We start from the raw sequence: 25,479 nt of genomic DNA, 5'->3' as shown, positions 1-25,479 counted from the left end.
TCACGGGGCCCGCGGGCCCTCCGGGTTCGCTCGGGTTCAGGACTGGGTGCCGCCCACGGTGAGGCCGTCCACCCGCAGGGTGGGCTGGCCCACCCCCACGGGCACGCTCTGCCCCTCCTTGCCGCAGGTGCCCACGCCGGTGTCCAGGGCCAGGTCATTGCCCACCATGGAGACCCGGGTGAGCACGTCGGGGCCGTTGCCGATGAGGGTGGCCCCCTTCACCGGCCGGGTCACCCGTCCGCCCTCGATGAGATAGGCCTCGGAGGCGGAGAAGACGAACTTGCCCGAGGTGATGTCCACCTGGCCGCCGCCGAAGTTGACGGCGTACAGCCCCTTGTCCACCGAGGCGAGGATCTCGCCGGGATCGTGGGGCCCGGCCAGCATGTAGGTGTTGGTCATGCGCGGCATGGGCAGATGCGCATAGGACTCGCGCCGGCCGTTGCCGGTGAGGGGCATCCCGGTGAGACGGGCGTTGAGCCGGTCCTGCATGTAGCCCCGCAGCACCCCGTCCTCGATGAGCACGGTGTGGTTGGTGGGGGTGCCCTCGTCGTCCACGTTGAGGGAGCCGCGGCGCCCTTCCAGGGTGCCATCGTCCACCACCGTGACGCCGGGGGCCGCCACCCGCTCCCCGATGCGGCCGCTGAAGGCGGAGGTGCCCTTGCGGTTGAAGTCCCCCTCCAGGCCATGGCCCACCGCCTCGTGCAGCAGGACCCCGGGCCAGCCGGGGCCCAGCACGACGGTCATGGTGCCCGCCGGGGCATCCACCGCCTCCAGGTTCACCAGGGCCTGGCGGACCGCCTCCCGGGCATAGCCCAGGCCGCGCTCCCGGTCCAGGAAGAAGTCATAGCCGGAGCGGCCGCCGCCGCCGGCGGAGCCCTGCTCCCGGCGGCCGTGGCCGTCCTCGGCGATGACATGGACATTGAGCCGCACCAGGGGGCGGACATCGGCGGCCAGGGTGCCATCGGTCTGGAGCACCATCACCACCTCATGGGTCCCGGCCAGGCTCACGATCACCTGGCTCACCCGGGGGTCCTGACGCCGCGCCTCGGCGTCCAGGGACTGCAGCAGGCGGATGCGGGCCTGCTCATCCAGGGTGCCCAGGGGATCCAGGGGGGGATAGAGATCCCGGGGGGTGACCTCACGGCGCACCGCCACCCGGCCGTCCTGCTGCGCGCGGCCGATGGCCCGCGCCGCCCCGGCCGCCTCCATCAGGGCCGCCATGCCGATGTCATCGGAATAGGCAAAGCCGGTCTTGTCCCCGCTCAGGGCGCGCACGCCCACGCCCCGTTCGATGCTGTAGCCCCCCTCCTTGACGATGCCGTCCTCCAGCACCCAGGACTCCTGATGGGCGGCCTGGAAATAGAGATCGCCGCCGTCCAGGCCCGGGGCGCACAGCACCGCGAGGACGCGGTCCAGGTCCCCATCGGTGAGGCCGGCGGGTTGCAGCAGGTGCTTGCGGGCGGTGTCCAGTGCTTGGGTCATGCAGGGGCCCTTCCGGTTCCGGGGTCCGCAGGGACCCCGCTGGTCTCGGGAATGATGTGCATGGAGACAGTGTTGGGTCGCGGCGGTGCCGAATCAAGCCCGCGAAAACCGGGGTTTTCGCGGCAGGGGCCGGCCCGCCGGGCCCTCAGGCCAGATCGCAGGACAGCCTGCGGTGGGCGATGGAGGGGAAACTGCGGCGGATGAGCCGCTGGCGCTCCGGGTCCAGGGTCCCCAGGGCCATGCCCGCCCCCCGGGGCAGGCGGTCCACCACGTTGCCCCAGGGGTCCACGATCATGCTGTCGCCGTGGGTCTCGCGGCCGTTCACATGGAACCCCCCCTGGGCGGCGGCGATGACGTAGACCTGGTTCTCGATGGCCCGGGCCCGCACCAGGGGTTCCCAGTGGGCACGGCCGGTGACGGCGGTGAAGGCGGCGGGCAGGGCGATGATCTCGGCCCCCCGGTCCAGGAGTCCGCGGAAGAGTTCGGGGAAGCGCAGGTCGTAGCACACCGCCAGACCCAGGACACCGAAGGGGGTGTCCAGGGTCACCAGGTGGTCGCCGCTCATGATGGTCTGGGACTCTTCATAGTGTTCCTCGCTGTCCGGCAGGCGCACATCGAAGAGGTGGATCTTGTCATAGCGGGCGCGGCGCTGGCCCTGGTCGTCGTAGACCAGGCAGCCGGCGAAGATCTTGCCGGCGTCGGGACAGGCCAGGGGGACCGTGCCCCCCACCAGCCAGATGCCGTGGCGGCGGGCCTGCTGGGCGAGGAAGTCCTGGATGGGGCCCTCGCCGTCGGTCTCCCGCAGGGCCACCTTGTCCTTCTCGTGCATGCCCATGAGGGCGAAATTCTCCGGCAGCACCACCAGGCCCGCGCCGGCTTGCGCGGCCTCGGCGATGAGGCGTCCGGTCTCCTGGAGATTGGCGCTCAGGTTGGTGCCCGAGGCCATCTGGATGGCAGCGGCTCGTGTCACGTTGAATCCCTTGGAGATGGCAGGGAGGGTTGTATTGCGGTGCGCTCGCACGACGCATCCGGGGACGGGACCCCGCGCCGTGCCCCCCGCGGGAGCGGGCGGCCGCCGGTACCGCCGGCCCGGGAGGCGGGGCGCCGCGACGCCGGCGGTGCGGCGCTACTATAGCAACACCGGGGGCTCATTGACGACCACCGTCGGATGGGGTGGCGTCCGCCCCATCGTCATTGCCGGCGCGGGCCACGGCCTCCACCCGGGGATCCCCCCAGGGCCCCGTGACACGGTACTCCACCCGTGCCGCCTCGTCGATGGCCTCCCCCACCCCGGTGACCCGGTCGAAGACGAACACCGCCAGACCCGCCACGGGGCCGCCCAGCAGGGCGCCGGCCAGGGGCAGGGTGCCGCCGACGCTGGGGGTGACCAGGATGCGCTGGTCATAGCTGCGCTGCACCAGGTCGGTGGTGCCCTGGATGCGGATGCGGGCGGCCGGCCCCTGGATGTGCAGGTCCGGGGTGTGCAGCCCCCCGTCCCGCAGGCTGAAATCCCCCTCCATGCGGTCATAGGCAAAGCCGCGCCGCACCAGATCGCGAAAATCCAGGTTCAGCCGCCGCGGCAACAGCTCCAGACTGAACAACCCCAGCAGACGTCCCGCCCCGGGCTCCACTTCAGCCAGCTGACCATCCCGCAGGCGCACCACGGCACTGCCCCGCATTTCCGCCACGTCCCACCGCCAGGGAGGACCGGGCCAGGACAGCTCGGCGCCCATGCGCCCCTGCCCCCCCTGGAAGGGATGCTGCAGACCCAGGGCATCCAGCCCCCGTCCCAGATCCCCGGCGGTGAGTTCCGCCTCCAGGGTGGTGCGTGGACCCGCCCCCGCCGTCTGCCGCCAGTCCCCTTGCAGCGCCAGTTGCAGATCGCCGCCGGGCGTGCGCCCCTGGGCCCGCAGGATCTCCACCCCCCCGGGGACCGGCTGGGTGGACAACACCGCGTCCTCCAGGGTCCGGCCCTTCCAGGTGAGGCGGTCGCTCTGCAGGCGCAGCGGCGGCAGCCCCCCGGGATCCGGCCGCCCGCCCGCGGCGATGGCCCCCGGGGCGCCGAGGGCGTCCAGGTCCAGATGGTCCAGGTCCGCCACCAAGGGATCCATGGAGGCCTGCGCGGAGGGGATGCGGATCCAGCCGACCGCGGCGGGGGCGTCCAGGTGGAGGCCCCAACCACCGGCGTCCCGGTGGCCCTGCAGGGCGGCCTCCTCCAACCGCAGCCGGCCCCAGGTGAGTGCCTCTGCCGACAGGTCCAGGGCCAGCGCCGGGGGCTCCCCCATACCCGTGCGGCCCAGCCCGGCCACCAGATCCCGCCATGCCCCCAGGTCCAGGGGCCCGGTACGGCCCGTCACGGCAAGCCCCTCCGCAGGCAAGTCCGGCTCACCGCCGCCAAGGCACAGGGCCCCGCGCCCGGCACCCGACAGGAGCCCCGGGGTGAACACCCCCTCCACCCCTCCCGCCAGGGAGAGGCGGGCCGGCCCCCAGGTATCCCCCATCAGGGGCGCGCGCACCTGCAGCGGACGGGCCATGCCTCCGGGTTTGTCCAGGGGGGCGGGGAGATCCGAGACCAGCCCCGCCAGGTCGCTCTCCAGCTCCAGTTGCATCGCCCCTGGGTCCTCGGGGGCGTGCAGGCGGGCCCGCCAGGCCACGGTCCCCCCAAGGCGCCGGCGCAGGGCCTCCGGCGCCGGTTCCAGGAGGTCGGACACGGCCTGGGCCCCGCGGGCCTCCACGGTCAGTCCCGCATTGGGGCCGCGCCGGGCGTCCAGGGTCAGGGGGATCCCCTGCAGTCGTGCCGTGACCCCTTGGGCCGCCAGGGTCTCCCGGGTGAAGGCCACGTTCCCGTCCACCGCCTTCAGGGTCCAGCCCCGCCCGCCATGGACGAAGCGCCCCCCCGTCAGGGCCAGCCGCCCCGCCACCCGGGTGCGGCCCTCCCCCAGCAGGGGGATGTCCAGGTCCAGGTCCAGCGCCCCCTCCCCGGCCTCGGCGCGCACGGGGGGCAGCCAGTCGCCGGCCCGTGCCGCGAGGGGGCTGGCGCGCACCAGGCCCAGGTATTCCCGCAAGCCCCCACGGGCCTTGCCCCGCACCTGCAGGCGCGGCCTCCCCAGGTCCGGGATCTCGCCCCGGGCCTGCTGGATCCCCAACCCCGCCATACGGCCCTCGCGCACCTCCACCTCCATGGCCTGCCCATGGAAGGCCAGGCGTGCCGACAGGTCCTCCATGGGGGGCCAGTCGCTGTGGTAGGCCAGGCGCACGTCGTCCAATTCCGCCGCCAGCTGGAACACCCCCTCACCCTCGCGGAAGGGGAAATCCCCCGGGGCACCGCGAAACACCATGCCGCCGCTGCGGATCCGCCCTGCCTCCAGGGCCCGCTGCAGCCAGCGGCGCAACTGCGGCGGAACCCCACGGGGCAGATAGGCGGGGACGGCGCGGACATCGCCATCCCGAAACTCCACGGCCAGGTCCAGTTGGGGCCGCTGCCCCAGGAGCACCCGCCCGCGGGCGTCCACGGCGAGATCCGCGTTGCGCACCATCAGGCGTCGGCTCTCCAGCACCCCGCCACCGGGACCGGGGATCCAGTCCAGGACCCCTTCCAGGGCCTCCACCGGAACGGGGCGTTCCCACAGCCCCGGGAGTTCCAGGCGGGCGTCCCGGGCCTCGACCCAGATGCGCCCGCCCTCGGCGGACAGGTCAAAGCCCCCGTCCAGACCGGACACCCCCGGCAGGCGGCCGTCGGGGGCCAGGCGCACACCCCGGAAACGCCCCTGGGCCCGGCCCGACGGGAGGCCCTCGCCGCGGCGCGCAAGATCCAGTTGCACCCCGCTCAGGACCCCGCCCGGACGCAGCCGGGCCAGGCGCTCCCGCCACGTCCCCGGGAACAGGGTCTGCCCCGCCAGCAGCGGCGCCACGTCGTCCAGGCGCAGGTGATCGATGCGCGCCTGCAGGCGCTCCCCCTGGGGTCCTTGGGTCCAGGTCAGATCGAAGCCGCTCCCCGGCGGCCAGCCCACCCCCTCGCGGCGCAGGTCCAGGTCCTCCCCGCGCAGGGTCCAGCCCCGGGCGGTACGGTTCCACAGCAGGTGGCCCTGCAGATCCAGCGGGGGGCCCGATCCGGCGGCGGGTTGCAGCTGCGCGGCGCCGAGACGGGTCTGGATGCGCACCAGACGGCCCCGCTCCCAGCGCAGCCACAGGCTCGCGTCCAGGATCCCGGCCTCCACCCCCAGGCGCGACCGGGTCGCCTGGGGCAGACCCGCCAGGCGCAGACCCCGGGCGTGCAGATAGCCGCGCCCGTCCCACTGAGTCCCGTCCTCGTGGTGCAGGTCCATGGACACCCGCAGGGCCTGTCCCAGCCGGCGGGGCAGGGAGACCTCCCCCGCCAGGCGCAGCCGGTCGGCCTCCAGCGCCACCCACAGGTTCAGGGCCTCGAAACGGTCGTCGATGTCCAGCAGGCGGTCCTCCCAGCGCAGGCGGCTGTCCTCCAGGAGGAAACGATTGCCCGCCAGCAGGGCCAGAAGGTCCGCGTCCGCCCCCACTCCCCCCGCGGAGGCGCCCCCGCCGAGCACACGGATGCGCCCCTGCTCATCCCGCAGCACGTGCAGATCCGCGCCCCGCACCCGTACCCGGTCGAATACCGGACGCCCCTGCCACAGGCTGGCGGGCAGGTCCAGGGTCATTTCCACTCGCTCACTGCGCAGCAGGGGGACGCCGCCCCCGGGATCCAGGATGGTCAGGTCATCGACGCGGATGCGCGGGGAGAGGATGCCCCAGCGGGCCTGCAACTGCCCCACGCGCACGGGGCGTTCCAGCAGGCCGGAGAGTTCCGCCTCCAGGGTGGGCGCCAGGCCCTCCACCTGCGGCAGCAGCAGGCGCAGGGACAGGATCAGCGCCGCCAGGGAGAGGACGGCGGCGGCACCGGCACGGGCGAGACGGGATGGGATCTTGCCTGCCAAGGGTCTTCCCCGGCTACGGGGCGCGGTCAGAGCAGGACCACGTCGAACTGCTCCTGGGTGTAGAGGGCCTCCACCTGGAAGCGGATGGGGATGCCGATGAACTCCTGCAACTCGGCCACGCTGGCGGACTCCTCGTCCAGCAGCAGATCCACCACCGGCTGGGCGGCCAGCACCAGCAGTTCACGGGCATCGAACTGGCGGGCCTCGCGCATGATCTCCCGGAACATCTCGTAGCAGACCGTCTCGGCGGACTTGATATAGCCCCGGCCGGCACAGGTGGGACAGGGCTCGCAGAGCTGATGTTCCAGGCTCTCCCGGGTGCGCTTGCGGGTCATCTCCACCAGCCCCAGGGGGGAGACATCACAGATCTGGCTCTTGGCGTGGTCCTTCTCCATGGCCTTCTCCAGGGAGCGCAGCACCTGGCGTTTGTGCTCCTCCTGGGTCATGTCGATGAAGTCCACGATGATGATGCCCCCCAGGTTGCGCAGCCGCAGCTGGCGGGCGATGGCCTGGGCCGCCTCCAGGTTGGTCTTGAAGATGGTCTCCTCCAGGTTGCGATGCCCCACGAAGGCCCCGGTGTTGATGTCGATGGTGGTCATCGCCTCGGTCTGGTCGAAGATCAGGTAGCCGCCGGACTTGAGTTCCACCTTGCGCTCCAGGGCCTTCTGGATCTCGTCCTCCACGTTGTACAGGTCGAAGATGGGGCGCTCCCCGGGGTAGTGCTCGATGCGCTCCAAAAGTTCCGGCACGTACTGGGCGGCGAACTCGCTCACCCGGTTGGCGGTCTCCCGGGAATCCACCCGGATCTTCTCCAGCTCCACCCCCACCATGTCCCGCAGGATGCGCTGGGTCAGGGGCAGGTCGGCGTAGACCTCGGTGCCCGGGGCCATGGTGACGGATTTCTCCTGGATGCTCTGCCAGAGCTTGTTGAGAAAGACCATGTCCTTGCGCAGGGCCTCGGGGGTGGCGGCCTCGGCCGCGGTGCGCACGATGAAGCCGAAGGGGCTCTGGGTCTCCGCCTGCAGGGCCTCCACGTCCGCCTTGAGGCGGGCCCGCTCCACCTCGTCCTCGATGCGCGCGGAGATGCCCACGGAGCGGTTGTCCGGCATGAGCACCAGGTAGCGGGAGGGCACGGTGATGTAGGTGGTGAGCCGGGCCCCCTTGGTGCCCAGGGGGTCCTTGATCACCTGCACCAGGATCTCCTGGCCCTCCCGCAACAGGCGGTGGATGGATTCGGGACGCTCGACCTCCCCGTTGGCCGTCTCCTCCCGTTGCAGGGGGACTACATCGGAGGCATGGAGGAATGCGGCCCGCTCCAGGCCGATATCCACGAAGGCGGCATCCATCCCCGGCAGGACCCGGTTGACCCGGCCCTTGTAGATATTGCCCACCCGCCCCCGCCGACGGGCGCGCTCCATGTTCAGTTCCACCAGCACCCCGTTCTCCACCAGGGCCACGCGGGTCTCCTGGGGGGTGACGTTCATGAGGATCTCAGTACCCATCATCGCTCGACCTCCCGCCGCATGATTCGGAATCCGCCGTGGGCGTACCGCCCCAGACCGGATGGATGCCCCGGTGCGCCAGCAGGCGTCCGGTCTCGAACAGGGGCAGCCCCACCACGCCGCTGTAGCTGCCCTCCAGATGGCGCACGAACAGCCCCCCGCGGCCCTGGATGCCGTAGGCCCCGGCCTTGTCCGCGGGCTCGCCGCTGTCCCAGTAGGCAGCCATGACCCCGGGATCCAGCTCTGCCAGGGTCACCCGGGTGGTGCTGCAGGTCTCGTCCACCCCCGCCGCGTGGGCCAGGGCCACCGCCGTGTAGACCACATGCACCCGCCCCGAGAGGCGCGCCAGCATCTCCAGGGCCTGCTCCCGGTGGGCGGGCTTGCCCAGGATGAGGCCGTCGATGCTCACCACGGTGTCGGCCCCCAGCACCGGCAGCCCCCCGCCGGTGGCCGCCCGGCCGGCGGCGGCCTTGGTGCGGGCCAGGCGCGCGGCGTAGCGGGCCGGGTCCTCCCCCGATCGCGGCGTCTCGTCCACCGCCACCGGGTGCACCCGGTGGGGGATGCCGATCTGATGCAGCAGCTCCCGGCGGCGCGGGGAGGCGGAGGCCAGCAGGATCACGGTCTACCCCCGGTGGTAGGGATGGCCGCGCAGCAGCGACCAGGCCCGGTAGAGTTGTTCCGCCAGGAGGATGCGCACCAGGGGATGGGGGAAGGTGAGGGGCGACAGGGACCAGGTGAGGTCGGCGCGCTCGCGGCAGGCTTGGGACAGGCCGTCGGGGCCGCCCACCAGCAGGCAGACATCGCGTCCGGAGTGCAGCCACTGGTCCAGGCGCGTTGCGAGCCCCTTGGTGTCCCAGGCGCGGCCCGCCTCGTCCAGGGCCACCACCCAGGCGTCCCCGGGGATGGCGGCCAGCAGGTCCTGGCCCTCCCGAGTGCGCAGGCGCTCCAGGTCCGTGTTGCGCCCGCGCCGGGGCGCGGGGATCTCCTTGAGCACCAGTTCGCATTCCGGGGGCATGCGCTGGGCGTATTCCTGGAAACCCTGGTTCACCCAGGCGGGCATGCGGGTGCCGATGGCCAGCAGATGGACGCGCATGGCAGGGGCATCAGCGGCGCAGGCGGCGCAGCGCCGCCTCGGGCGTGTCCTCGTCCGTCTGTGCCGGGGCCCCCGCCTCCTCGTCCCCGGTGCGCCAGAGCTTCTCCAGGTTGTAGAAGCTGCGCACCTCCGGGAGCATGACGTGGACCACCACATCGTTCAGGTCCACCAGGGCCCATTCCCCTTCCCGCTCCCCCTCGGCGCCCAGGGGCGTGATCCCGGCCTCCTTGGCCTTGAGCAGGACATGATCGGCCAGGGACTTGACGTGGCGGTTGGAGGCGCCGGTGGCGATCACCATGGTGTCGGTGACCGTGGTCTTGCCGCGGACATCCAGGACGGCGATGTCCCGCGCCTTCATGTCCTCCAGTGCGTCCACCACGAGTTGGGTGAGTTGTCGATCCTGCATGCCGTTCTCGGTCACTGTACGCCCGTTTTTGCGTCGATGTGGTTGGTCCGCCGGGGTGGCTCACTCGGCCCCCGGGGGGCGGTAGAGTCCGGCGTGTTCGATGTATTCGGCCACCCGCCGGGGCAGGAGGAACTGGGGGCTGCGCCCCCGGGCCACCATGGAGCGGATGGCGGTGGCGGAGATGTCCAGCTGGGTCACCGGCATGAACAGGAGCCGGCCCGCCGGGGCCCGGCGCAGGTGCTCCGGATCGTGGGTGCGCCGGTCCTCCATCCAGTCCCCCAGGTCGTGGGAGGCCGGACTGCCCGGGCGGTGGGAGACGACGATGTGGGCCAGGCCGCCGATCTCCTGCCAGCGATGCCAGGAGGACAGGCCGGCGAAGGCATCCATCCCCAGCATGAGGCACAGCGGCACATCCTGCCCCACCTCGGCGCGCAGGTCCTGCAGGGTGTCCACGGTATAGGACGGCCCCTCGCGGTGCAGCTCCCTCGGATCCATGCGAAAGCCCGGCTGCCCCTCCACGGCCCGCTCCACCATGGCGGCCCGGTGTGCCACCGCCGCCACCGGACGGCGCCGGTGGGGCGGGGTACCGCAGGGGATGAAACGGACCTCGTCCAGACCCAGGTGTTCCTTCACCTCCAGGGCCGGACGCAGATGGCCGAAGTGGATGGGGTCGAAGGTGCCGCCGAGGATGCCGATCATGGGGCGCACCGGGGGGCTTCAACCACGCACATGGCCATCGCCCAGGACGATGAACTTGAGGGTGGTGAGCCCCTCCAGGCCCACGGGGCCGCGGGCATGGAGCTTGTCGGTGCTGATGCCGATCTCCGCCCCCAGGCCGTATTCGAAGCCGTCGGCGAAGCGGGTGGAGGCGTTCACCATGACGGAGCTGGAGTCCACCTCCCGCAAGAAGCGCCGTGCCCGGCCGTAGTCCTCGGTGAGGATGGCGTCGGTGTGGCCGGAGCCGTAGGTGTGGATGTGCTCGATGGCGGCATCCAGATCCGGCACCACGCGGATGGCCAGGATGGGGGCCAGGTACTCGGCACCCCAGTCCGCCTCGGTGGCCTCGGCGATCTCCGGCAGGAAGGCCCGGGTACGGGCGCAACCCCGCAGCTCCACCCCCTTCTCGGCAAAGGCCGGGGCCAGGGCCTTCAGGGCCCGGGGGGCGATCCCCTCCGCCACCAGCAGGGTCTCCAGGGTGTTGCAGGTGCCGTAGCGCTGGGTCTTGGCGTTCACCGTCACCGCCACGGCCTTATCCAGCTGCGCCCGGTCATCGATGTAGACGTGGCACACCCCGTCCAGGTGCTTGATCACCGGGATGCGGGACTCCTCGCTCACCCGGGCGATGAGCCCCTTGCCGCCCCGGGGCACGATGACGTCCACGTAGGTCTGCATGCGCAGCAGGGCCCCCACGGCGGCGCGGTCGGTGGTCCCCACCACCTGCACCGCGTCCGCCGGCAGGCCGGCGCCCTCCAGGCCCTCCCGGATGCACTCCGCCAGCACCCGGTTGGAATGGAAGGCCTCGGAGCCGCCGCGCAGGATGGCCGCGTTGCCGGACTTGAGGCACAGGCCGGCGGCGTCCACGGTGACGTTGGGCCGGGATTCGTAGATGATGCCGACGACCCCCAGGGGCACGCGCATGCGCCCCACCTGGATCCCCGAGGGGCGGTAGTTGAGATCGGAGATGGCCCCCACCGGATCCGGCAGGGCCGCGATCTGCCGCAGCCCCTCGGCCATGGCGGCCAGGCGCTCGGGGGTGAAGGCCAGCCGGTCCAGCAGGGCCTGATCCAGTCCCGCCCGTTCCCCGGCCTCCAGATCCCGGCGGTTTTCCGCCAGCAGGGCCTCGCCGCGCTGCTCGATGCGCTCGGCCATGGTGCGCAGGGCCCGGTCCTTCGCCCCCGTATCCGCGCGGGCGAGGATGCGGGAGGCGGCCCGTGCCCGTTCTCCCATGGACTCCATGGTCTGCTGGATATCGCCGCTCACCGTCTCAGACACCGTTCTCGTCTCACTTGCAGTTTGGCAGATTCCGGCCGGGTTCGTGTTTCAGCAGGCCCGCGAGGGGACCGGCGCCCCGGCCAGGGCGAGGGTCCAGTCTAACAATTCGTCCCAGGGGCTGCCCGTCTCCAGGCCCTTGATGATCCGGTCGGCGCGGGCGCAGCCCGCCAGCAGCCGCGCCAGGGCGGGTTCCGGCAGGCGGCCCAGGGCGGCGCGCACCAGGGGCTGGCGGCGGGGCGGACGCACCGCCCCCAGGAGTTGGCCCATGGGCTCCCCCGCCTGCCCCCGCTCGGCCATGCGGTGCAGGCCGCGGATCTCCCGAGCCAGGGCCCAGAGCACCACGGCGGGCTCCGTCCCCTCGCCCCGCAGCCCCTGAAGGATGCGCACCGCCCGGGGGGCATCCGCCGCCAGGGCGGCATCCACCAGGTCGAAGACCCCGAAGCGGGCGCTGTCGGATACCGCCGCCAGCACCGCCGGGGCATCCAGTTCCCCGGGCCCGGTCAGCAGCAGCAGTTTTTCCATCTCCTGGGCCGCCGCCAGCAGGTTGCCCTCCACCCGGTCGCTGAGCAGGCGCAGGGCCTCGGGGGTGGGGTTGAGGCCGCGCTGGCGCAGGCGCCGGGCCATCCAGGCCTCGGTGGCGGACCGGTCCAGGGGCCAGACCTGCAGCATCACCCCCGCCCCTTCCAGGGCGCGGCACCAGGCGGTCTTGCGGTCCTTCGCCTCCAGGCGGGGGCATTGCACCAGCAATACGGTATCTTCGGGCGGTTGCGCCGCATAGGCCTCCAGGGCCCGCCCCCCCTCGGCACCGGGTTTGCCCGTGGGCAGGCGCAGCTCCAGTATGCGGCGGCTGGCGAACAGGGACAGGCTCTGGGCCGCCTCGCGCAGGCGACCCCAGTCGAAACCCGCATCGGCGCTGAACACCAGCCGCTCGGTATGGCCCCGGGCCCGGGCCGCGGCGCGCACGGCATCCGCCGCCTCCATCATCTGCAGGGGCTCATCCCCCGAGAGCAGGTAGACCGGGGCCAGTCCCTTCTCCAGATGTGCCTCCAGCTGCTCGGGCTTGATCTGCATGGCCGCGGTTCAGCGCGCCGCGTTCTGGAGGCGGATCATCATCAACTGCACGGCGTCCCGCCGCATGGCATCGTAGAGCACCCGTTCCTGTTCTGCCCGGCCCAGCACCCCGGAGGCATCGAAGAGGTAGTCCCGGGTGAGTTCCAGGGTCTGGCGCGGGATGGAGAACTCCGTGTCCTCCCCTTCCACCCGGTAGACGAGGCGCAGGCGCACCTCGTATTCGCTGACGCGGCCGTCCCCGCCCACGGAGAGGGCACGCCGGCCCTGGCGCCGTTCCAGGATCTCCAGGCGCGCATCGGCCTCCTCCGGCGGCACCAGCTCCGCCCCCCGGGCCTCCAGGGCCAGGCGGAGTTCGGTATGCAGCGGGTCCCCGGCGTCGAGTCCGGTGAGGGCCGTGTGGGCCATGGCGGGTGGCAGCACGCCGGACTGCCGCAACTGGAACCCACACCCCGGGAGCAGCGCCAGGGCCGCCAGCCAGGTCCCCAGCACCCCCGCCAGGACCGCGGCCCGGCGGTTCATTTGGCCACCACGTTGACCAGCTTGCCGGGGACGACGATCACCTTGGCGATGGTCTTGCCCTCGGTATGGCGTTGCACGTGTGCATCCGCCAGGGCCGCCGCCTGGATGGCCTCCCGATCGGCGTCACTGGGGACCTGGATGCGGCCGCGCAGCTTGCCGTTCACCTGCACCACGATCTCCTGGGTGGCGCATTCCAGGGCCGCGGTATCCACCTGCGGCCAGGGGCGGTCCACCACGGCGTCGTCGTGTCCCAGCTCCTTCCAGAGGCGGTGGGTGATGTGGGGCACGATGGGGGCCAGCATGAGCACCACCCCCTCCAGGACCTCCTGCACCAGGGCGCGGCCCTGGGGGCTGTCGTCCTCGAAACGGCCCAGGTCGTTCATCAGCTCCATGCAGGCGGCGATGGCGGTGTTGAAGGTGTAGCGCCGCTCCAGATCGTCGCTCACCTTGGCCAGGGTCTGGTGCAGCTTGCGCCGCAGGGCCGCCTGCGCCTCGGTCAGGTGTTCCTTCTTAAGGGCGGGGACCGGGCCGGCGCTGACATGGGCATGCACCTGGCGCCACAGGCGCTTGAGGAAGCGGAAGGCCCCCTCCACACCGGAGTCGGACCACTCCAGGGAGATCTCCGGCGGTGCGGCAAACATCATGAACAGGCGCACGGTGTCGGCGCCGTAGTGCTCGATGAGCGCCTGGGGATCCACGGTATTGCCCTTGGACTTGGACATCTTGGCCCCGTCCTTGAGCACCATCCCCTGGGTGAGCAGCCGGGTGAAGGGCTCGCCACCGGGGACCAGGCCCTCGTCCCGCATGAGTTTGTGGAAGAACCGGGCGTAGAGCAGGTGCAGGATGGCGTGCTCGATGCCGCCCACGTACTGGTCCACCGGCAGCCAATGGCGGCCCCGGGCGTCCACCATGGCGGTGTCGCTGTCCGGGCAGGTGTAGCGGGCGTAGTACCAGGAGGACTCGAAAAAGGTATCGAAGGTATCCGTCTCCCGCCGGGCCGCGCCGCCGCATTTGGGGCAGGTGGTCTCGTAGAACTCGGGCATCTTGTGGAGGGGGGAGCCCTCGCCGTCGAAGGCCACGTCCTCGGGCAGCACCACCGGCAACTGCTCCTCGGGCACCGGCACGGCGCCGCACTGCGGGCAGTGGATGATGGGGATGGGGCAGCCCCAGTAGCGCTGGCGGGAGACGCCCCAGTCCCGCAGGCGGTAGTTGACCCGGCGCTGGCCCAGGCCCCGTTCCTCGAGGAAGGCGGCGATGGCCTCGAAGGCCTGCTGGGAGTCGAGCCCGTCGAAGGGGCCGGAGTGGATCAGCACCCCCTTTTCGGTATAGGCCCCCTGCTCCAGGTCCACGTCGGCCTCCTCGCCCTCGGCGGGACGGATCACCTGGCGGATGGGCAGGCCGTGGGCGCGGGCGAACTCCCAGTCCCGCTGATCGTGGGCCGGCACGGCCATGACCGCCCCGGTGCCGTACTCCATGAGGACGAAATTGGCCACCCACACCGGCACCGGCTCGCCGGTGACGGGGTGCAGGGCCCGCACCCCCGTGTCCACGCCGCGTTTCTCCTGGGTGGCCATGAGGGCCTCGGACACGGCCTCGTGGCGGCACTGCTCGGCAAACCGGGCCACCTGGGGATGGTCCTCGGCCAGCCGGCGGGCCAGGGGATGATCCGCCGCCACCGCCACATAGGTGACCCCCATGAGGGTGTCCGGGCGGGTGGTATAGACGCGCAAAGGATCGTGCCCCTCCACCTGGAAGTCGAACTCCACCCCTTCGGAGCGGCCGATCCAGTTGCGCTGCATGGTGCGCACCTCCTGGGGCCAGCCCTCCAGCTGATCCAGCCCTTCCAGCAGTTCCTGGGCATAGGCGGTGATGCGCACGAACCACTGGGGGATCTCCCGGCGTTCCACCAGGGCCCCGGAACGCCAGCCACGGCCCTCGATCACCTGTTCGTTGGCCAGCACGGTCTGGTCCACCGGGTCCCAGTTCACCACCGCCGTCTTGCGGTAGACCAGCCCCTTCTCTAACAGGCGCAGGAAGAGCCACTGCTCCCAGCGATAGTATTCAGGGGTGCAGGTGGCGATCTCCCGGGACCAGTCATAGGCGAAGCCCAGGCGCTTGAGCTGGCCGCGCATGTAGTCGATGTTCTCGTAGGTCCACTGCGCCGGGGGCACGCCGTGCTTCATGGCGGCGTTCTCCGCCGGCAGGCCAAAGGCATCCCAGCCCATGGGCTGCAGCACCTCGCGCCCGCGCATGCGCTGGTAGCGGGCGATGACATCGCCGATGGTGTAGTTGCGCACATGCCCCATGTGCAGCCGGCCGCTGGGATAGGGGAACATGGACAGGCAGTAGAAGGGCTCGCGCCCCGTGTCCTCGCGGGCACGGAAGCAGACGTTCTCCTGCCACCACTGCTGGGCCTCGGCCTCGATGGTTTCGGGTTGGTAGTGTTCTTGCATGGCGATACCGGCTAAAACGGGGGGTGGACCGGGGCGGGCCCGGGGCCGCGACGGCTCGGAAAAGACCGAAAAGCATACCAGCGCCCGCGCGCAAGGAACAATGTGCCGCCACTGGCGCATGGTCGCGGCGGGGGAGAGTTGGTAGGCTTGGATGGAGACGACAGCGGCGCCTGCCGGGAGCGAGGACCATGGCCGAAGACAAGCACACAGCCCAAGAACACCCGATGCGGGACACCCTGAGCCAGGCCTACGAGCGCATGCTGGAGCGGGTGCGCCACGCCCTGGAGACGGCGGAACCCACCCTGGAGGAGGCCATCCAGCAGGCGGTGCACAAGGCGGTGCACCTGGAAGAGATCACCCGGGAAGAGGCCCACGAGGTGGCGGACTACCTGCGCCGGGACCTGCACGACATGGGGGATTACCTGAGCGCCTCCCGCCGGGACCTGCGCACCTGGCTGCGCATGGACCTGCAGCTCATCGAGGCCCGGCTGCTGGACCTGCTCACTTCGGTGGCGGACCGCACCCGCCTGGAACTGGCGGAGCTGGAGGCCCAGGCCCGGACCGTGGGCCTCTGGCACACCGGCGAGGTGGCCGGCCCCGGGGAGCTCACCTGCACCCAGTGCGGCGAGACCCTGCACTTCACCCGCAGCGGCCGCATCCCCCCCTGCCCCCGCTGCAAGGCCACCACCTTCAAGCGCGCCCGGGACTGAGCCGCCGCCGGCGCCCGGCCAGGGGCAGCAGCACCGCCGCCAGGGCGGCGGTCACCACCACCGGCCCGTCCCCCCAGCGCGCATAGGGGGTGATGCCCGCCCGTGGCTGCACCCGGGCGGTGAGGATATGGGTGGTGAACTGGGGCGAACGGGCCAGCACCTCCCCCCGGTGCCCGATCACCGCCGAGACACCGGTGTTGGTGGCCCGCAACATGGGCCGCCCGGTCTCCACGGCGCGCACCCGGGCGATCTCCAGGTGCTGGTGGGGGGCAATGGAATCCCCGAACCAGGCGTCGTTGGTGACGTTCACCAGCAGCCGCGCCTCGGGCAGGGCGCGGATCGTCTGGGCGCCGAAGGCATCCTCGTAGCAGATGGACGGCCCCAGGGTGATCCCGGCGGCCTCGAGGGTCCAGCCCCCATGGCCCCGGGAGAGGTCCGCCATGGGCAGCTGGATATAGGCATCCAGCCAGGCCAGCAGGCCGCGCAGGGGCAGGTATTCGCCAAAAGGGACCCGCTTGCGCTTGTGGTAGACCGCCGGGTCCTCCCCGCCCACCCGGGCGATGCTGTTGTACATGGCCCCGGTCTCGGGGTCGTAGGTGAACACCCCGATGATCAGGGCACTCCCCTCTTCCTCCAGCCGCCGGGCCAGGGGGTCCAGCAGCGGGGCCTGCAACTGGTCGTAGAAGGCGGGCACCGCCGTCTCCGGCCAGAGGATGAGATCACTGCCGGCGGCCTCCAGGGACAGGCGACGGTAGCGGTCCATGGAAAGCGGCAGCTGCGCCGGGTCGATCTTGTCCTCCTGGGCCACGTTGCCCTGGAGCAGGCTGGCGCTGAGGGTGGGGCCCGTGGGCCGCGTCCACTGCACCTGGCCGAGCCCCGCGCCGGCGGCCCCCAGGAGCAGGACCACGGCCAGTGCCGGCGCCCCCCTGCGACCCTCCACCAGGATCCAGGCCAGGGCCCCGGCCAGGACGGCGGCCACGGCGCTGCCCCCCAACTCCCCCAGCAGCGGCAGGTATCCCGCCAGGGGGGTGTCCAGCTGGGCCGTGCCCAGGCGCAGCCAGGGGAAGCCGGTGAATAGCCAGCCCCGCACCCACTCCAGGAGCACCCACAGGGCCGGCACCAGGCCCATGAGCCACAGGGGCCGGGGCAGGCCGGGCCGCAGCCGGGCGGCCAGCCACCCCAGCAGCGCCGGGAACAGGGCGAGGAAGAGGACGAACCCCGCCGTGATGAGGGCCGCCAGCGGGGCGATGGCGGAGCCGAACAGGTGCAGGCTGTAATAGATCCAGTACACCCCCGCGCCGAAGAACCCGGCGCCGAAGGAATAGCCCCGCAACCCCGCCTGCTTCGGCGAGGCCCCCGCCCACAGGATGAACAGCAGGGCCGGACCGGCCACCGCCAGGGGCCGCCAGCCGAAGGGGGCGAAGGCCAGTACCGTGACCACCCCGGCCAGCAGGGCCCCGAGGGCGGCCAGACGGGTGTGGCGCTCCAGGATTCCGGTCCAGGAGGGGGAGACGGATGGTGTCGGTGTGGGCATGGTCACAGGCGGGGCGTCGGGCCTCAGTCCTCCTGTCCGGCCTCGGGCTCCCGGTAGCTGAACTCCAGGAGATGGACACGCCGGTTGTCGGCCCGCAGCACGCGCACGTGGAAGCGGTCGAAGGTGAGCTCCTCGCCGCGCTTGGGGACGTGCCCGAAGCGGTGCACGATGAAGCCGCCGATGGTGTCGAACTCCTCGTCGCTGTACTGGGTGTTGAAGTAGGCGTTGAACTCCTCGATGGGGGTCAGGGCCTTGACGGTGAAGCGCCCGTTGGCATGACGCAGGATGTGGGTGAGGAAGTCCTCGATATCGTGTTCGTCGTCGATCTCGCCGACGATCTGCTCCAGCACGTCCTCGATGGTCACCAGACCCGCCACGCCGCCGTACTCGTCCACCACGATGGCCATGTGGTTGCGGCTGTTGCGGAACTCCTTGAGCAGCACGTTCAGGCGCTTGCTCTCGGGCACAAACACGGCGGGACGCAGGATGTCCTGCATGTCGAAGACCTCCTCGTCCCCCTCCACGAAGTAGCGCAGCATATCCTTGGCCAGCAGGATGCCCACCACCTCGTCCCGGTCGTCCCCGATCACCGGGAAGCGGGAATGGGCCGATTCCGCCAGCAGGGGGATAAGTTCCGGCAGCTGGGCATCGCGGGTGACCACGTCCATCTGGGCGCGGGGGATCATGATGTCCCGGACCTGCATCTCCGAGACCTGCAGGACCCCCTCCAGCATCCCCTGGGCGTCGGAATCGATCACCTGGCGCTTCTGCGCATTGCGCAGCATCTCCAGGAGTTGGGCGCGATCCCGGGGCTCCGCGGACAGGGAGAAGCCGAAGCGCTCCACCCAGCTGCGGGCCCCGGGAAGACTAGATCGATCGGTGTTCATGATATGGCGTTGTCCATAAGGTTGTGAGGCCGGTCCCGGGTGTGCCGGCCTGGATGTCTGCACGGCCCGGGGGGCCGTGGGTATTCCCGGGGGAGACGCGGGGGCGATGCACCGGTCCTGCCCGGAGCGCCCCACCCGCGCATGGCATCAGGGCTGCGGGATGGTATAGGGGTCCTCGTAGCCCAGTTCCGCCATGAGGGCGGTCTCCAGGGCCTCCATGGCCTGGGCCTCGGTCTCGTTCTGATGATCAAACCCGCGCAGGTGGAGCATGCCGTGGAGGACCATGTGGGCCCAACGGCCCTGCAGGGGGCGATCCGCCTCCCGGGCCTCCCGCGCCACCACCGGTGCGCAGATCACCAGATCCCCCAGGTGATCCACGGGGATCCCCTCCGGCCCCTCGAAGGGGAAGGAGAGCACGTTGGTGGGGTAGGCACGGCCCCGGTAGGCGCCGTTGAGGGCGGCACTCTCCGCCTCGTCCACCACGCGGATGACCACGGAGCCGGTGGCCCCCTGCCGGGCCCGGTCCACCCAGCGGCGGAACGAGGCCGGGGCGGGGATACCGCGGCGGGGCACGGCGTACTGCACGTGGGTCCGCTGCGGCATCAGGCGTTCCCGGTGCCCGCCCCGCTGGCGTCATAGGCCTCGACGATGCGCTGCACCAGGGGATGGCGCACCACATCGGCGGCGGTGAAGAAGGTGAAGCTGACACCCCGTACGTCCTTGAGGATCTCCACCACGTGACGCAGTCCGGACTGGCGCGGGCTGGGCAGGTCCGTCTGGGTCACGTCCCCGTTCACCACGGCGGTGGAGCCGAAGCCGATGCGGGTGAGGAACATCTTCATCTGTTCGGGGGTGGTGTTCTGCGCCTCGTCCAGGATGACGAAGGCGTCGTTCAGGGTGCGTCCGCGCATGTAGGCCAGGGGCGCCACCTCGATGACATTGCGCTCCATGAGCTTGGCCACCTTTTCGAAACCCAGCATCTCGTAGAGGGCATCGTACATGGGGCGCAGGTAGGGATCGATCTTCTGCGCCAGGTCCCCCGGCAGGAACCCCAGGCGTTCGCCGGCCTCCACCGCCGGACGCACCAGCACGAGGCGGCGTACCCGGTCCGTCTCCAGGGCCTCGCAGGCCGCCGCCACCGCCAGATAGGTCTTGCCGGTGCCGGCGGGGCCGACGCCGAAGTTCAGGTCGTGGCTGCGAATGTTGTGCAGGTAGCGGCGCTGGTGGGGCCCCCGGCCGCGGATGACCCCGCGGCGCAGGCGCAGGGCGGGCTCGTCCTCGTCGTCCCGCCCCCTTGGCTCCGGACCCTCCGCCCCCGAACTGCGCAGGTGCAGATGCACCCGCTCCGGGGTCAGGGCCTCGTCCGCCGTGCTGCGGTAGAGATCCCGCAGCAGCTCCGCCCCGGCCTGGGCGGGCCGGGGGTCGCCGATGACGTTGAAACGCCCGCCCCGGTTGTTGATCTCCACACCCAGGCGCTTCTCCAGGAGCCGCAGGTGCTCGTCGAAGGGGCCGCAGAGATTGGCCAGGCGCAGGTTGTCCACGGGTTCGAGGGACAGCTCCACGGTGGTGGGTCGCTGCGCCTCAGTACGGGTTTCGGGGGACAGTTCGGTCAAGGTCGGCTTGGGGTGCTCTTGGGCATGGGGTGAACCGGTCCGGCCCTGCCCTATGAAGGGGAGCCAGACTGCGATTATAGCGCGATCAGCCGCCGTTCGCCGCCCTGGCAGCGGGCTGCAGGCACTCGCCCCGCAGGGAGTGGCTCAGGGCCTCGGTGATGCGCACCGGCAGCATCCGTCCCGCCAGGTCCGGGGTGCCGGGGAAGTTCACCACCCGGTTGTTGTCGGTGCGCCCGGCCATCCAGGCGGGATCGCGGCGGGAGGGTCCGTCCACCAGCACGGTCTCCACGCGCCCCACCATGGCCGTGCTGATGTGCCGCGCCTGACGATCCACCAGGGCCTGCAGGCGCTGCAGACGGGCCTTCTTCTCCTCCAGGGGCGTGGGGTCCTCCATGGCGGCGGCGGGGGTGCCCGGCCGCGGGCTGTAGATGAAGCTGAAGGACTGGTCAAAGCCCACGGACTCGATCAGATCCAGGGTGGCCTGGAAGTCTTCCTCCATCTCCCCGGGGAAGCCGACGATGAAATCGGAGGACAGGGTGATGTCCGGCCGGGCCTCTCGCAGCCGGCGCACTTTGGCGCGGTACTCCAGGGCCGTGTGGCCCCGGCGCATGGCGGCCAGGATGCGGTCGGAACCGCTTTGCACCGGCAGATGCAGGTGCCCCGCCAGTTGCGGCACGTCGGCGAAGGCCTGGATGAGCCGATCGGAGAGCTCCAGGGGATGGGAGGTGGTAAAGCGGATGCGTTCGATACCCTCCACCGCCGCCACGCATTCGATGAGCAGGGCCAGATCCGCCTCGTCCCCATCGTGCATCACGCCGCGGTAGGCGTTGACGTTCTGCCCCAGCAGGGTCACCTCGCGCACCCCCTGGGCCGCCAGCTGGGCCACCTCCACCAGCACGTCGTCGAAGGGGCGGCTGATCTCCTGGCCCCGGGTGTAGGGCACGACACAGTAGGTGCAAAAGCGGCTGCACCCCTCCATGACGGAGACAAAGGCCGTATAGCCCCGGGCATGGGGCTCGGGCAGGCGGTCGAATTTCTCGATCTCCGGGAAGGTGACGTCCACCACGGGCCCCTCCCCCCGGCGCACGGCGGCGATCATCTCCGGGATGCGGTGCAGGGTCTGCGGGCCGAAGACCAGGTCCACGAAGGGGGCGCGGCGACGCAGTGCAACCCCCTCCTGACTGGCCACGCACCCCCCCACGCCGATGATCACCCCCGCACGGGCCGCCTTCAGGGCCCGCCAGCGGCCCAGCAGGGAGAAGACCTTCTCCTGGGCCTTCTCCCGGATGGCGCAGGAATTGAGCAACAGCACGTCCGCAGCGGCGGGATCGTCGGTGATCATGGCCCCTTCGGTGGCCTGCAGGAGATCCGCGAGCCGCCCCGAGTCGTACTCGTTCATCTGGCAGCCCTGGGTCTGGATATGGATGCGCGTCTTCATGGATCCCGATGTCACCCCATGACCGGTCAAAACGGGATGTCGTCGTCGAAATCGGCGGAGGGCCCCTGCGGCGCAGGGGAGGACTGACCGCCGCCGGGGGCGTTACCGGAACCGCGGGACGGGGCGCCGCCCCCCTGCCCCCAGTCGGGACCGCTGTCGTAGTCGGCGCTGCCGCCACCGCTCCCGCCGCGGCCGCCCAGCATCTGCATCTCGCTGGCCACCACCTCGGTGGTGTAGCGGTCCTGGCCATCCTGCCCCTGCCACTTGCGGGTCTGCAGCCGGCCCTCGATATACACCTGGGAACCCTTGCGCAGGTATTCCCCGGCGATCTCCGCCAGGCGGCCGAAGAACACCACGCGGTGCCATTCCGTACGCTCCTGCACGTCCCCCGTCTGCTTGTCCCGCCAACTGTCGGTGGTGGCCAGACGGATGTTGGTGACCGCCGCACCGCTGGGGGCGTACTTCACCTCGGGATCGGCGCCCAGATTACCGATGAGAATGACCTTGTTGATACCTCGTGCCATGGAGATTCCTCGTGCCTTTGGATGCCGTGTGGTGAAGTGCGCCCGGGGTCTGCAAGCCCCGGGGGCCGGGCGGGATTCGCGCGCCGGCATCATGTTACATTAGGCGTTTGTTCGCAATCCGTCACCATCACAACGGTGACGGATTGCGTCGTTCCGGGGCGATTCGCCCCGGGCCATGCCTGCCTCTTGTTGCGTATCCCATCCATGGAACACATCGTCGTCCGCGGTGCCCGCACCCACAACCTGCAGAACGTGGACCTGACCCTGCCCAGGGACCGGCTCATCGTGATCACCGGGGTCTCGGGTTCCGGCAAGTCCTCCCTGGCCTTCGACACCCTCTTCGCGGAGGGGCAACGCCGGTACGTGGAGTCCCTCTCCGCCTATGCCCGCCAGTTCCTGTCCATGATGGAAAAGCCCGACGTGGACCACATCGAGGGGCTCTCCCCAGCCATCTCCATTGAACAGAAAACCACGTCCCACAACCCCCGTTCCACGGTGGGCACCATCACCGAGATCTACGATTACCTGCGGCTGCTGTTCGCCCGCGCCGGCACCCCCCGCTGCCCGGAACACGGCACCACCCTGGAGGCCCAGACGGTGAGCCAGATGGTGGACCAGATCCTGGAACGCCCCGAGGGGGAACGCCTCATGCTCCTGGCGCCGGTGGTGCAGGAACGCAAGGGCGAACACCTGAACACCCTGGAGGGGCTCAGGGCCCAGGGTTTCCTGCGGGCGCGCATCGACGGTGAACTGGTGGAACTGGAGGAGGCGCCGCCCCTGGAGCCCAAACGCAAGCACACCATCGAGGTGGTGGTGGATCGCTTCCGCGTTCGCGAAGACCTGCGGCTGCGCCTGGCGGAATCCCTGGAGACGGCCCTTGCCCTGTCCGACGGCATCGCCCTGGTGCGGGATCTGGATGACCCCGACCAGCCCCCGCTGATCTTCTCCTCCCGGTTCGCGTGCCCCCACTGCGGCTATTCCCTGCAGGAGCTGGAGCCGCGCATGTTCTCCTTCAACAACCCCTCCGGCGCCTGCCCCAGCTGCGACGGCCTGGGGGTGCAGCAGTTCTTCGATCCGCAGCGGGTGGTGGTGCACCCGGAACTGAGCCTGGCGGGAGGGGCGATCCGGGGCTGGGACCGGCGCAATCCCTACTATTTTCAGATGATCCAGTCCCTGGCGGAGCATTACGGCTTCGACCTTGACACCCCCTTTCGCGACCTGCCGGAACGCATCCGGCAGGTGGTGCTCCATGGCAGCGGGGAGGAGCGCATCGCATTCACCTACGCCAATACCCGCGGCCAGCAAAGCCGCAGCAGCCATCCCTTCGAGGGCATCCTGCCCAACCTGCAGCGCCGTTACCGGGAGACGGAATCCCCGGCGGTGCGCGAGGAGCTGGCCAAGTACCTGTCGGTTCATCCCTGCCCCGAATGCGGGGGCACCCGCCTGAACCGGGCCGCCCGCCATGTCTTCATCGCCGACCGGACCCTGCCGCAGATCTCCGCGTTGCCCATCGGCGAGGCCCGGGATTTCTTCGCCGGCCTCTCGCTTCCAGGCCGGCGGGGCCGCATCGCAGAGAAGATCGTCAAGGAGATCCAGGACCGACTGAACTTCCTGGTCAACGTGGGACTGGATTACCTGACCCTGGACCGGTCCGCGGACACCCTCTCGGGTGGCGAGGCCCAGCGCATCCGCCTGGCCTCCCAGATCGGCGCGGGCCTGGTGGGGGTCATGTATATCCTGGATGAGCCCTCCATCGGTCTGCATCAACGGGACAACGACCGCCTGCTCAATACCCTCACCAACCTGCGGGACCTGGGCAACACCGTGGTGGTGGTGGAGCACGACGAGGACGCCATCCGCCGCGCCGATCATGTGGTGGACATGGGCCCCGGCGCCGGCCGCCACGGCGGGCGTGTGGTGGCCCAGGGCACCCCACAGGAGGTGGCCCGGCAGCCGGGGTCCCTCACCGGACAGTACCTTAGCGGTGCCCGCTGCATCCCCGTGCCGTCGCAACGCCATGCCCCGGATCCCGATCGCATGCTGGTGATCCGGGGGGCCAGGGGCAACAACCTGCAGGGGGTGGACATGCACCTGCCCGTGGGCCTGTTCACCTGTGTCACGGGGGTCTCCGGTTCGGGCAAGTCCACTTTGGTCAACGACACCCTCTACCGGGTGGCGGCCCTGCACCTCCACCGCGCAGGAGAGACCCCGGGGCCCCACGACGCCATCGAAGGACTCCACCATATCGACAAGGTGGTGGACATCGACCAGAGCCCCATCGGGCGCACCCCCCGTTCCAATCCCGCCACCTACACCGGTCTGTTCACCCCCATCCGCGAACTCTTCGCCGGTACCCAGGAGGCCCGCTCCCGGGGCTACGCCCCCGGCCGGTTCTCCTTCAACGTGCGCGGCGGGCGCTGTGAGGCCTGCCAGGGGGACGGGGTCATCAAGGTGGAGATGCATTTCCTGCCGGATGTATACGTCCCCTGCGACGTCTGCGGCGGTCAGCGCTACAACCGCGAGACCCTGGAGATCCGCTACAAGGGCAAGAACATCCACGAGGTGCTGGAGATGACCGTGGAGGAGGCCCTGGAATTCTTCGATGCCGTGCCGGCGGTGCGCCGCAAGCTGGAGACCCTCATGGACGTAGGCCTGTCCTACGTGCAACTGGGACAAAACGCCACCACCCTCTCCGGCGGGGAGGCCCAAAGGGTGAAATTGGCCCGGGAATTGTCCAAGCGGGATACGGGGCGCACCCTCTACATCCTGGACGAGCCCACCACCGGTCTGCACTTCGAGGATGTGGACCAACTGCTCAAGGTTCTGCACCGCCTGCGGGACCACGGCAACACCGTTGTGGTGATCGAACACAACCTGGATGTCATCAAGACGGCGGACTGGATCATCGACCTGGGGCCCGAGGGGGGCTCCGGTGGCGGTCGCATCATCGCCACGGGGACGCCGGAGACCCTCGCCCATACAGAGGTTTCCCACACCGGTCGTTTCCTTGCCCCCATGCTTCCCGGGGGCAAGCGGGCCACCTGAGTCCACCGCATCCAGGCCTTGGGTCCCCACCTCGGGAGGCGAGAGGGGACCCAATCCACAGGGTTTGGCCATTGCCCCCTGCCTTGGGGGCGGTGAGTTCAGGGAGATATTGGGGTAAAAAGAAAAACCCCCGGAGGCGAAGCCGTCCGGGGGTTTAGGTATAAGAGCCTGGCAGTGACCTACTTTCGCATGGGGAGGCCCCACACTATCATCGGCGCTGAGTCGTTTCACTTCCGAGTTCGGGATGGGATCGGGTGGTTC

20 protein-coding genes and 1 rRNA gene are annotated in these 25,479 nt (G+C 70.6%); 2 read left to right on the top strand and 19 right to left on the bottom strand.

What is annotated here, in order from left to right:
* Positions 1 to 36: 36 nt before the first annotated feature.
* The 12 genes from tldD to leuS form a co-directional block, all read right to left on the bottom strand.
* Entirely contained in the window at positions 37 to 1,482 is a 1,446-nt protein-coding gene (gene tldD, locus BM214_RS09420) for a metalloprotease TldD (RefSeq protein WP_090486173.1), read from the bottom strand.
* Between the two features lie 145 nt (positions 1,483 to 1,627).
* A complete protein-coding gene (locus BM214_RS09415) occupies positions 1,628 to 2,452 on the bottom strand; it encodes a carbon-nitrogen hydrolase family protein (RefSeq protein WP_090486170.1) in 825 nt (274 codons plus the stop codon).
* A 178-nt stretch (positions 2,453 to 2,630) separates the two neighbouring features.
* Positions 2,631 to 6,431, bottom strand: coding sequence for a YhdP family protein (locus BM214_RS09410; protein WP_177217642.1), 3,801 nt, complete (start codon positions 6,429 to 6,431; stop codon positions 2,631 to 2,633).
* A gap of 26 nt (positions 6,432 to 6,457) precedes the next feature.
* The gene (gene rng / locus BM214_RS09405; RefSeq protein ID WP_090486166.1) at positions 6,458 to 7,936 is read right to left on the bottom strand and encodes a ribonuclease G; all 1,479 of its coding nucleotides are present in this window, start codon (positions 7,934 to 7,936) and stop codon (positions 6,458 to 6,460) included.
* Positions 7,923 to 8,552 carry a Maf family protein gene (locus BM214_RS09400; RefSeq protein ID WP_090486163.1) on the bottom strand — a complete coding sequence of 210 codons (630 nt, stop codon included), beginning with the start codon at positions 8,550 to 8,552 and terminating at the stop codon, positions 7,923 to 7,925. The genes rng and BM214_RS09400 overlap by 14 nt, the downstream gene beginning before the upstream one ends.
* 3 nt (positions 8,553 to 8,555) lie before the next feature.
* Complete coding sequence (rlmH, locus tag BM214_RS09395) at positions 8,556 to 9,026, bottom strand: 23S rRNA (pseudouridine(1915)-N(3))-methyltransferase RlmH (protein ID WP_090486161.1); 471 nt, start codon at positions 9,024 to 9,026, stop codon at positions 8,556 to 8,558.
* A gap of 10 nt (positions 9,027 to 9,036) precedes the next feature.
* Positions 9,037 to 9,432: a ribosome silencing factor gene (rsfS, locus tag BM214_RS09390; protein ID WP_090486158.1), complete on the bottom strand. Its 396-nt coding sequence runs from the start codon at positions 9,430 to 9,432 to the stop codon at positions 9,037 to 9,039.
* A 60-nt stretch (positions 9,433 to 9,492) separates the two neighbouring features.
* Complete coding sequence (gene nadD, locus BM214_RS09385; protein WP_090486155.1) at positions 9,493 to 10,131, bottom strand: nicotinate-nucleotide adenylyltransferase; 639 nt, start codon at positions 10,129 to 10,131, stop codon at positions 9,493 to 9,495.
* An 18-nt stretch (positions 10,132 to 10,149) separates the two neighbouring features.
* Complete coding sequence (locus BM214_RS09380) at positions 10,150 to 11,424, bottom strand: glutamate-5-semialdehyde dehydrogenase (RefSeq protein WP_090486153.1); 1,275 nt, start codon at positions 11,422 to 11,424, stop codon at positions 10,150 to 10,152.
* Positions 11,425 to 11,472: 48 nt separating this feature from the next.
* Positions 11,473 to 12,495: a DNA polymerase III subunit delta gene (holA, locus tag BM214_RS09375; RefSeq protein WP_090486151.1), complete on the bottom strand. Its 1,023-nt coding sequence runs from the start codon at positions 12,493 to 12,495 to the stop codon at positions 11,473 to 11,475.
* A 9-nt stretch (positions 12,496 to 12,504) separates the two neighbouring features.
* Positions 12,505 to 13,014, bottom strand: a complete 510-nt coding sequence (locus tag BM214_RS09370) for an LPS-assembly lipoprotein LptE (RefSeq protein WP_090486148.1) — start codon at positions 13,012 to 13,014, stop codon at positions 12,505 to 12,507.
* Entirely contained in the window at positions 13,011 to 15,467 is a 2,457-nt protein-coding gene (gene leuS, locus BM214_RS09365; protein WP_090486145.1) for a leucine--tRNA ligase, read from the bottom strand. The genes BM214_RS09370 and leuS overlap by 4 nt, the downstream gene beginning before the upstream one ends.
* A gap of 188 nt (positions 15,468 to 15,655) precedes the next feature.
* Between leuS and BM214_RS09360 the strand changes: the two genes are divergently transcribed.
* A complete protein-coding gene (locus BM214_RS09360) occupies positions 15,656 to 16,177 on the top strand; it encodes a zinc ribbon-containing protein (protein ID WP_090486142.1) in 522 nt (173 codons plus the stop codon).
* On the opposite strand, the gene lnt is transcribed toward BM214_RS09360, so the two are convergent.
* The 6 genes from lnt to ssb all read right to left on the bottom strand — a co-directional run bounded on the left by lnt (position 16,158) and on the right by ssb (position 22,173).
* Entirely contained in the window at positions 16,158 to 17,711 is a 1,554-nt protein-coding gene (lnt, locus tag BM214_RS09355) for an apolipoprotein N-acyltransferase (RefSeq protein ID WP_090486140.1), read from the bottom strand. The genes BM214_RS09360 and lnt overlap by 20 nt on opposite strands.
* Positions 17,712 to 17,734: 23 nt before the next feature.
* Positions 17,735 to 18,598: a CorC family transporter gene (locus BM214_RS09350; protein ID WP_090486137.1), complete on the bottom strand. Its 864-nt coding sequence runs from the start codon at positions 18,596 to 18,598 to the stop codon at positions 17,735 to 17,737.
* A gap of 147 nt (positions 18,599 to 18,745) precedes the next feature.
* A complete protein-coding gene (gene ybeY, locus BM214_RS09345; protein ID WP_090486134.1) occupies positions 18,746 to 19,201 on the bottom strand; it encodes an rRNA maturation RNase YbeY in 456 nt (151 codons plus the stop codon).
* Positions 19,201 to 20,202: a PhoH family protein gene (locus BM214_RS09340; protein ID WP_090486254.1), complete on the bottom strand. Its 1,002-nt coding sequence runs from the start codon at positions 20,200 to 20,202 to the stop codon at positions 19,201 to 19,203. The genes ybeY and BM214_RS09340 overlap by 1 nt, the downstream gene beginning before the upstream one ends.
* Positions 20,203 to 20,296: 94 nt before the next feature.
* Entirely contained in the window at positions 20,297 to 21,649 is a 1,353-nt protein-coding gene (miaB, locus tag BM214_RS09335) for a tRNA (N6-isopentenyl adenosine(37)-C2)-methylthiotransferase MiaB (protein WP_090486132.1), read from the bottom strand.
* Positions 21,650 to 21,675: 26 nt separating this feature from the next.
* The gene (gene ssb, locus BM214_RS09330; protein WP_090486129.1) at positions 21,676 to 22,173 is read right to left on the bottom strand and encodes a single-stranded DNA-binding protein; all 498 of its coding nucleotides are present in this window, start codon (positions 22,171 to 22,173) and stop codon (positions 21,676 to 21,678) included.
* A gap of 204 nt (positions 22,174 to 22,377) precedes the next feature.
* Here ssb and uvrA point away from each other — a divergent pair, with 204 nt between their 5' ends.
* Positions 22,378 to 25,218, top strand: coding sequence for an excinuclease ABC subunit UvrA (uvrA, locus tag BM214_RS09325; RefSeq protein ID WP_090486126.1), 2,841 nt, complete (start codon positions 22,378 to 22,380; stop codon positions 25,216 to 25,218).
* 166 nt (positions 25,219 to 25,384) lie between these two features.
* On the opposite strand, the gene rrf is transcribed toward uvrA, so the two are convergent.
* A 5S ribosomal RNA gene (gene rrf, locus BM214_RS09320) occupies positions 25,385 to 25,479 on the bottom strand; the annotation flags it as partial.

The organism is Ectothiorhodospira mobilis, from assembly GCF_900114895.1.
Lineage (GTDB): Bacteria > Pseudomonadota > Gammaproteobacteria > Ectothiorhodospirales > Ectothiorhodospiraceae > Ectothiorhodospira > Ectothiorhodospira mobilis_A.
Note: the sequence above shows the minus strand (reverse complement) of the source record. Positions and strands in the feature narration are given on the sequence as shown.

Coding starts and splice junctions, on each gene's coding strand:
- BM214_RS09370 (WP_090486148.1), bottom strand. CDS start 13,014: ATGAACCGCCGGGCCGCGGTCCTGGCGGGGGTGCTGGGGACCTGGCTG.
- uvrA (WP_090486126.1), top strand. CDS start 22,378: ATGGAACACATCGTCGTCCGCGGTGCCCGCACCCACAACCTGCAGAAC.
- rsfS (WP_090486158.1), bottom strand. CDS start 9,432: ATGCAGGATCGACAACTCACCCAACTCGTGGTGGACGCACTGGAGGAC.
- rlmH (WP_090486161.1), bottom strand. CDS start 9,026: ATGCGCGTCCATCTGCTGGCCATCGGCACCCGCATGCCCGCCTGGGTG.
- nadD (WP_090486155.1), bottom strand. CDS start 10,131: ATGATCGGCATCCTCGGCGGCACCTTCGACCCCATCCACTTCGGCCAT.
- tldD (WP_090486173.1), bottom strand. CDS start 1,482: ATGACCCAAGCACTGGACACCGCCCGCAAGCACCTGCTGCAACCCGCC.
- ssb (WP_090486129.1), bottom strand. CDS start 22,173: ATGGCACGAGGTATCAACAAGGTCATTCTCATCGGTAATCTGGGCGCC.
- holA (WP_090486151.1), bottom strand. CDS start 12,495: ATGCAGATCAAGCCCGAGCAGCTGGAGGCACATCTGGAGAAGGGACTG.
- miaB (WP_090486132.1), bottom strand. CDS start 21,649: ATGAAGACGCGCATCCATATCCAGACCCAGGGCTGCCAGATGAACGAG.
- BM214_RS09360 (WP_090486142.1), top strand. CDS start 15,656: ATGGCCGAAGACAAGCACACAGCCCAAGAACACCCGATGCGGGACACC.
- leuS (WP_090486145.1), bottom strand. CDS start 15,467: ATGCAAGAACACTACCAACCCGAAACCATCGAGGCCGAGGCCCAGCAG.
- lnt (WP_090486140.1), bottom strand. CDS start 17,711: ATGCCCACACCGACACCATCCGTCTCCCCCTCCTGGACCGGAATCCTG.
- ybeY (WP_090486134.1), bottom strand. CDS start 19,201: ATGCCGCAGCGGACCCACGTGCAGTACGCCGTGCCCCGCCGCGGTATC.
- rng (WP_090486166.1), bottom strand. CDS start 7,936: ATGATGGGTACTGAGATCCTCATGAACGTCACCCCCCAGGAGACCCGC.
- BM214_RS09350 (WP_090486137.1), bottom strand. CDS start 18,598: ATGAACACCGATCGATCTAGTCTTCCCGGGGCCCGCAGCTGGGTGGAG.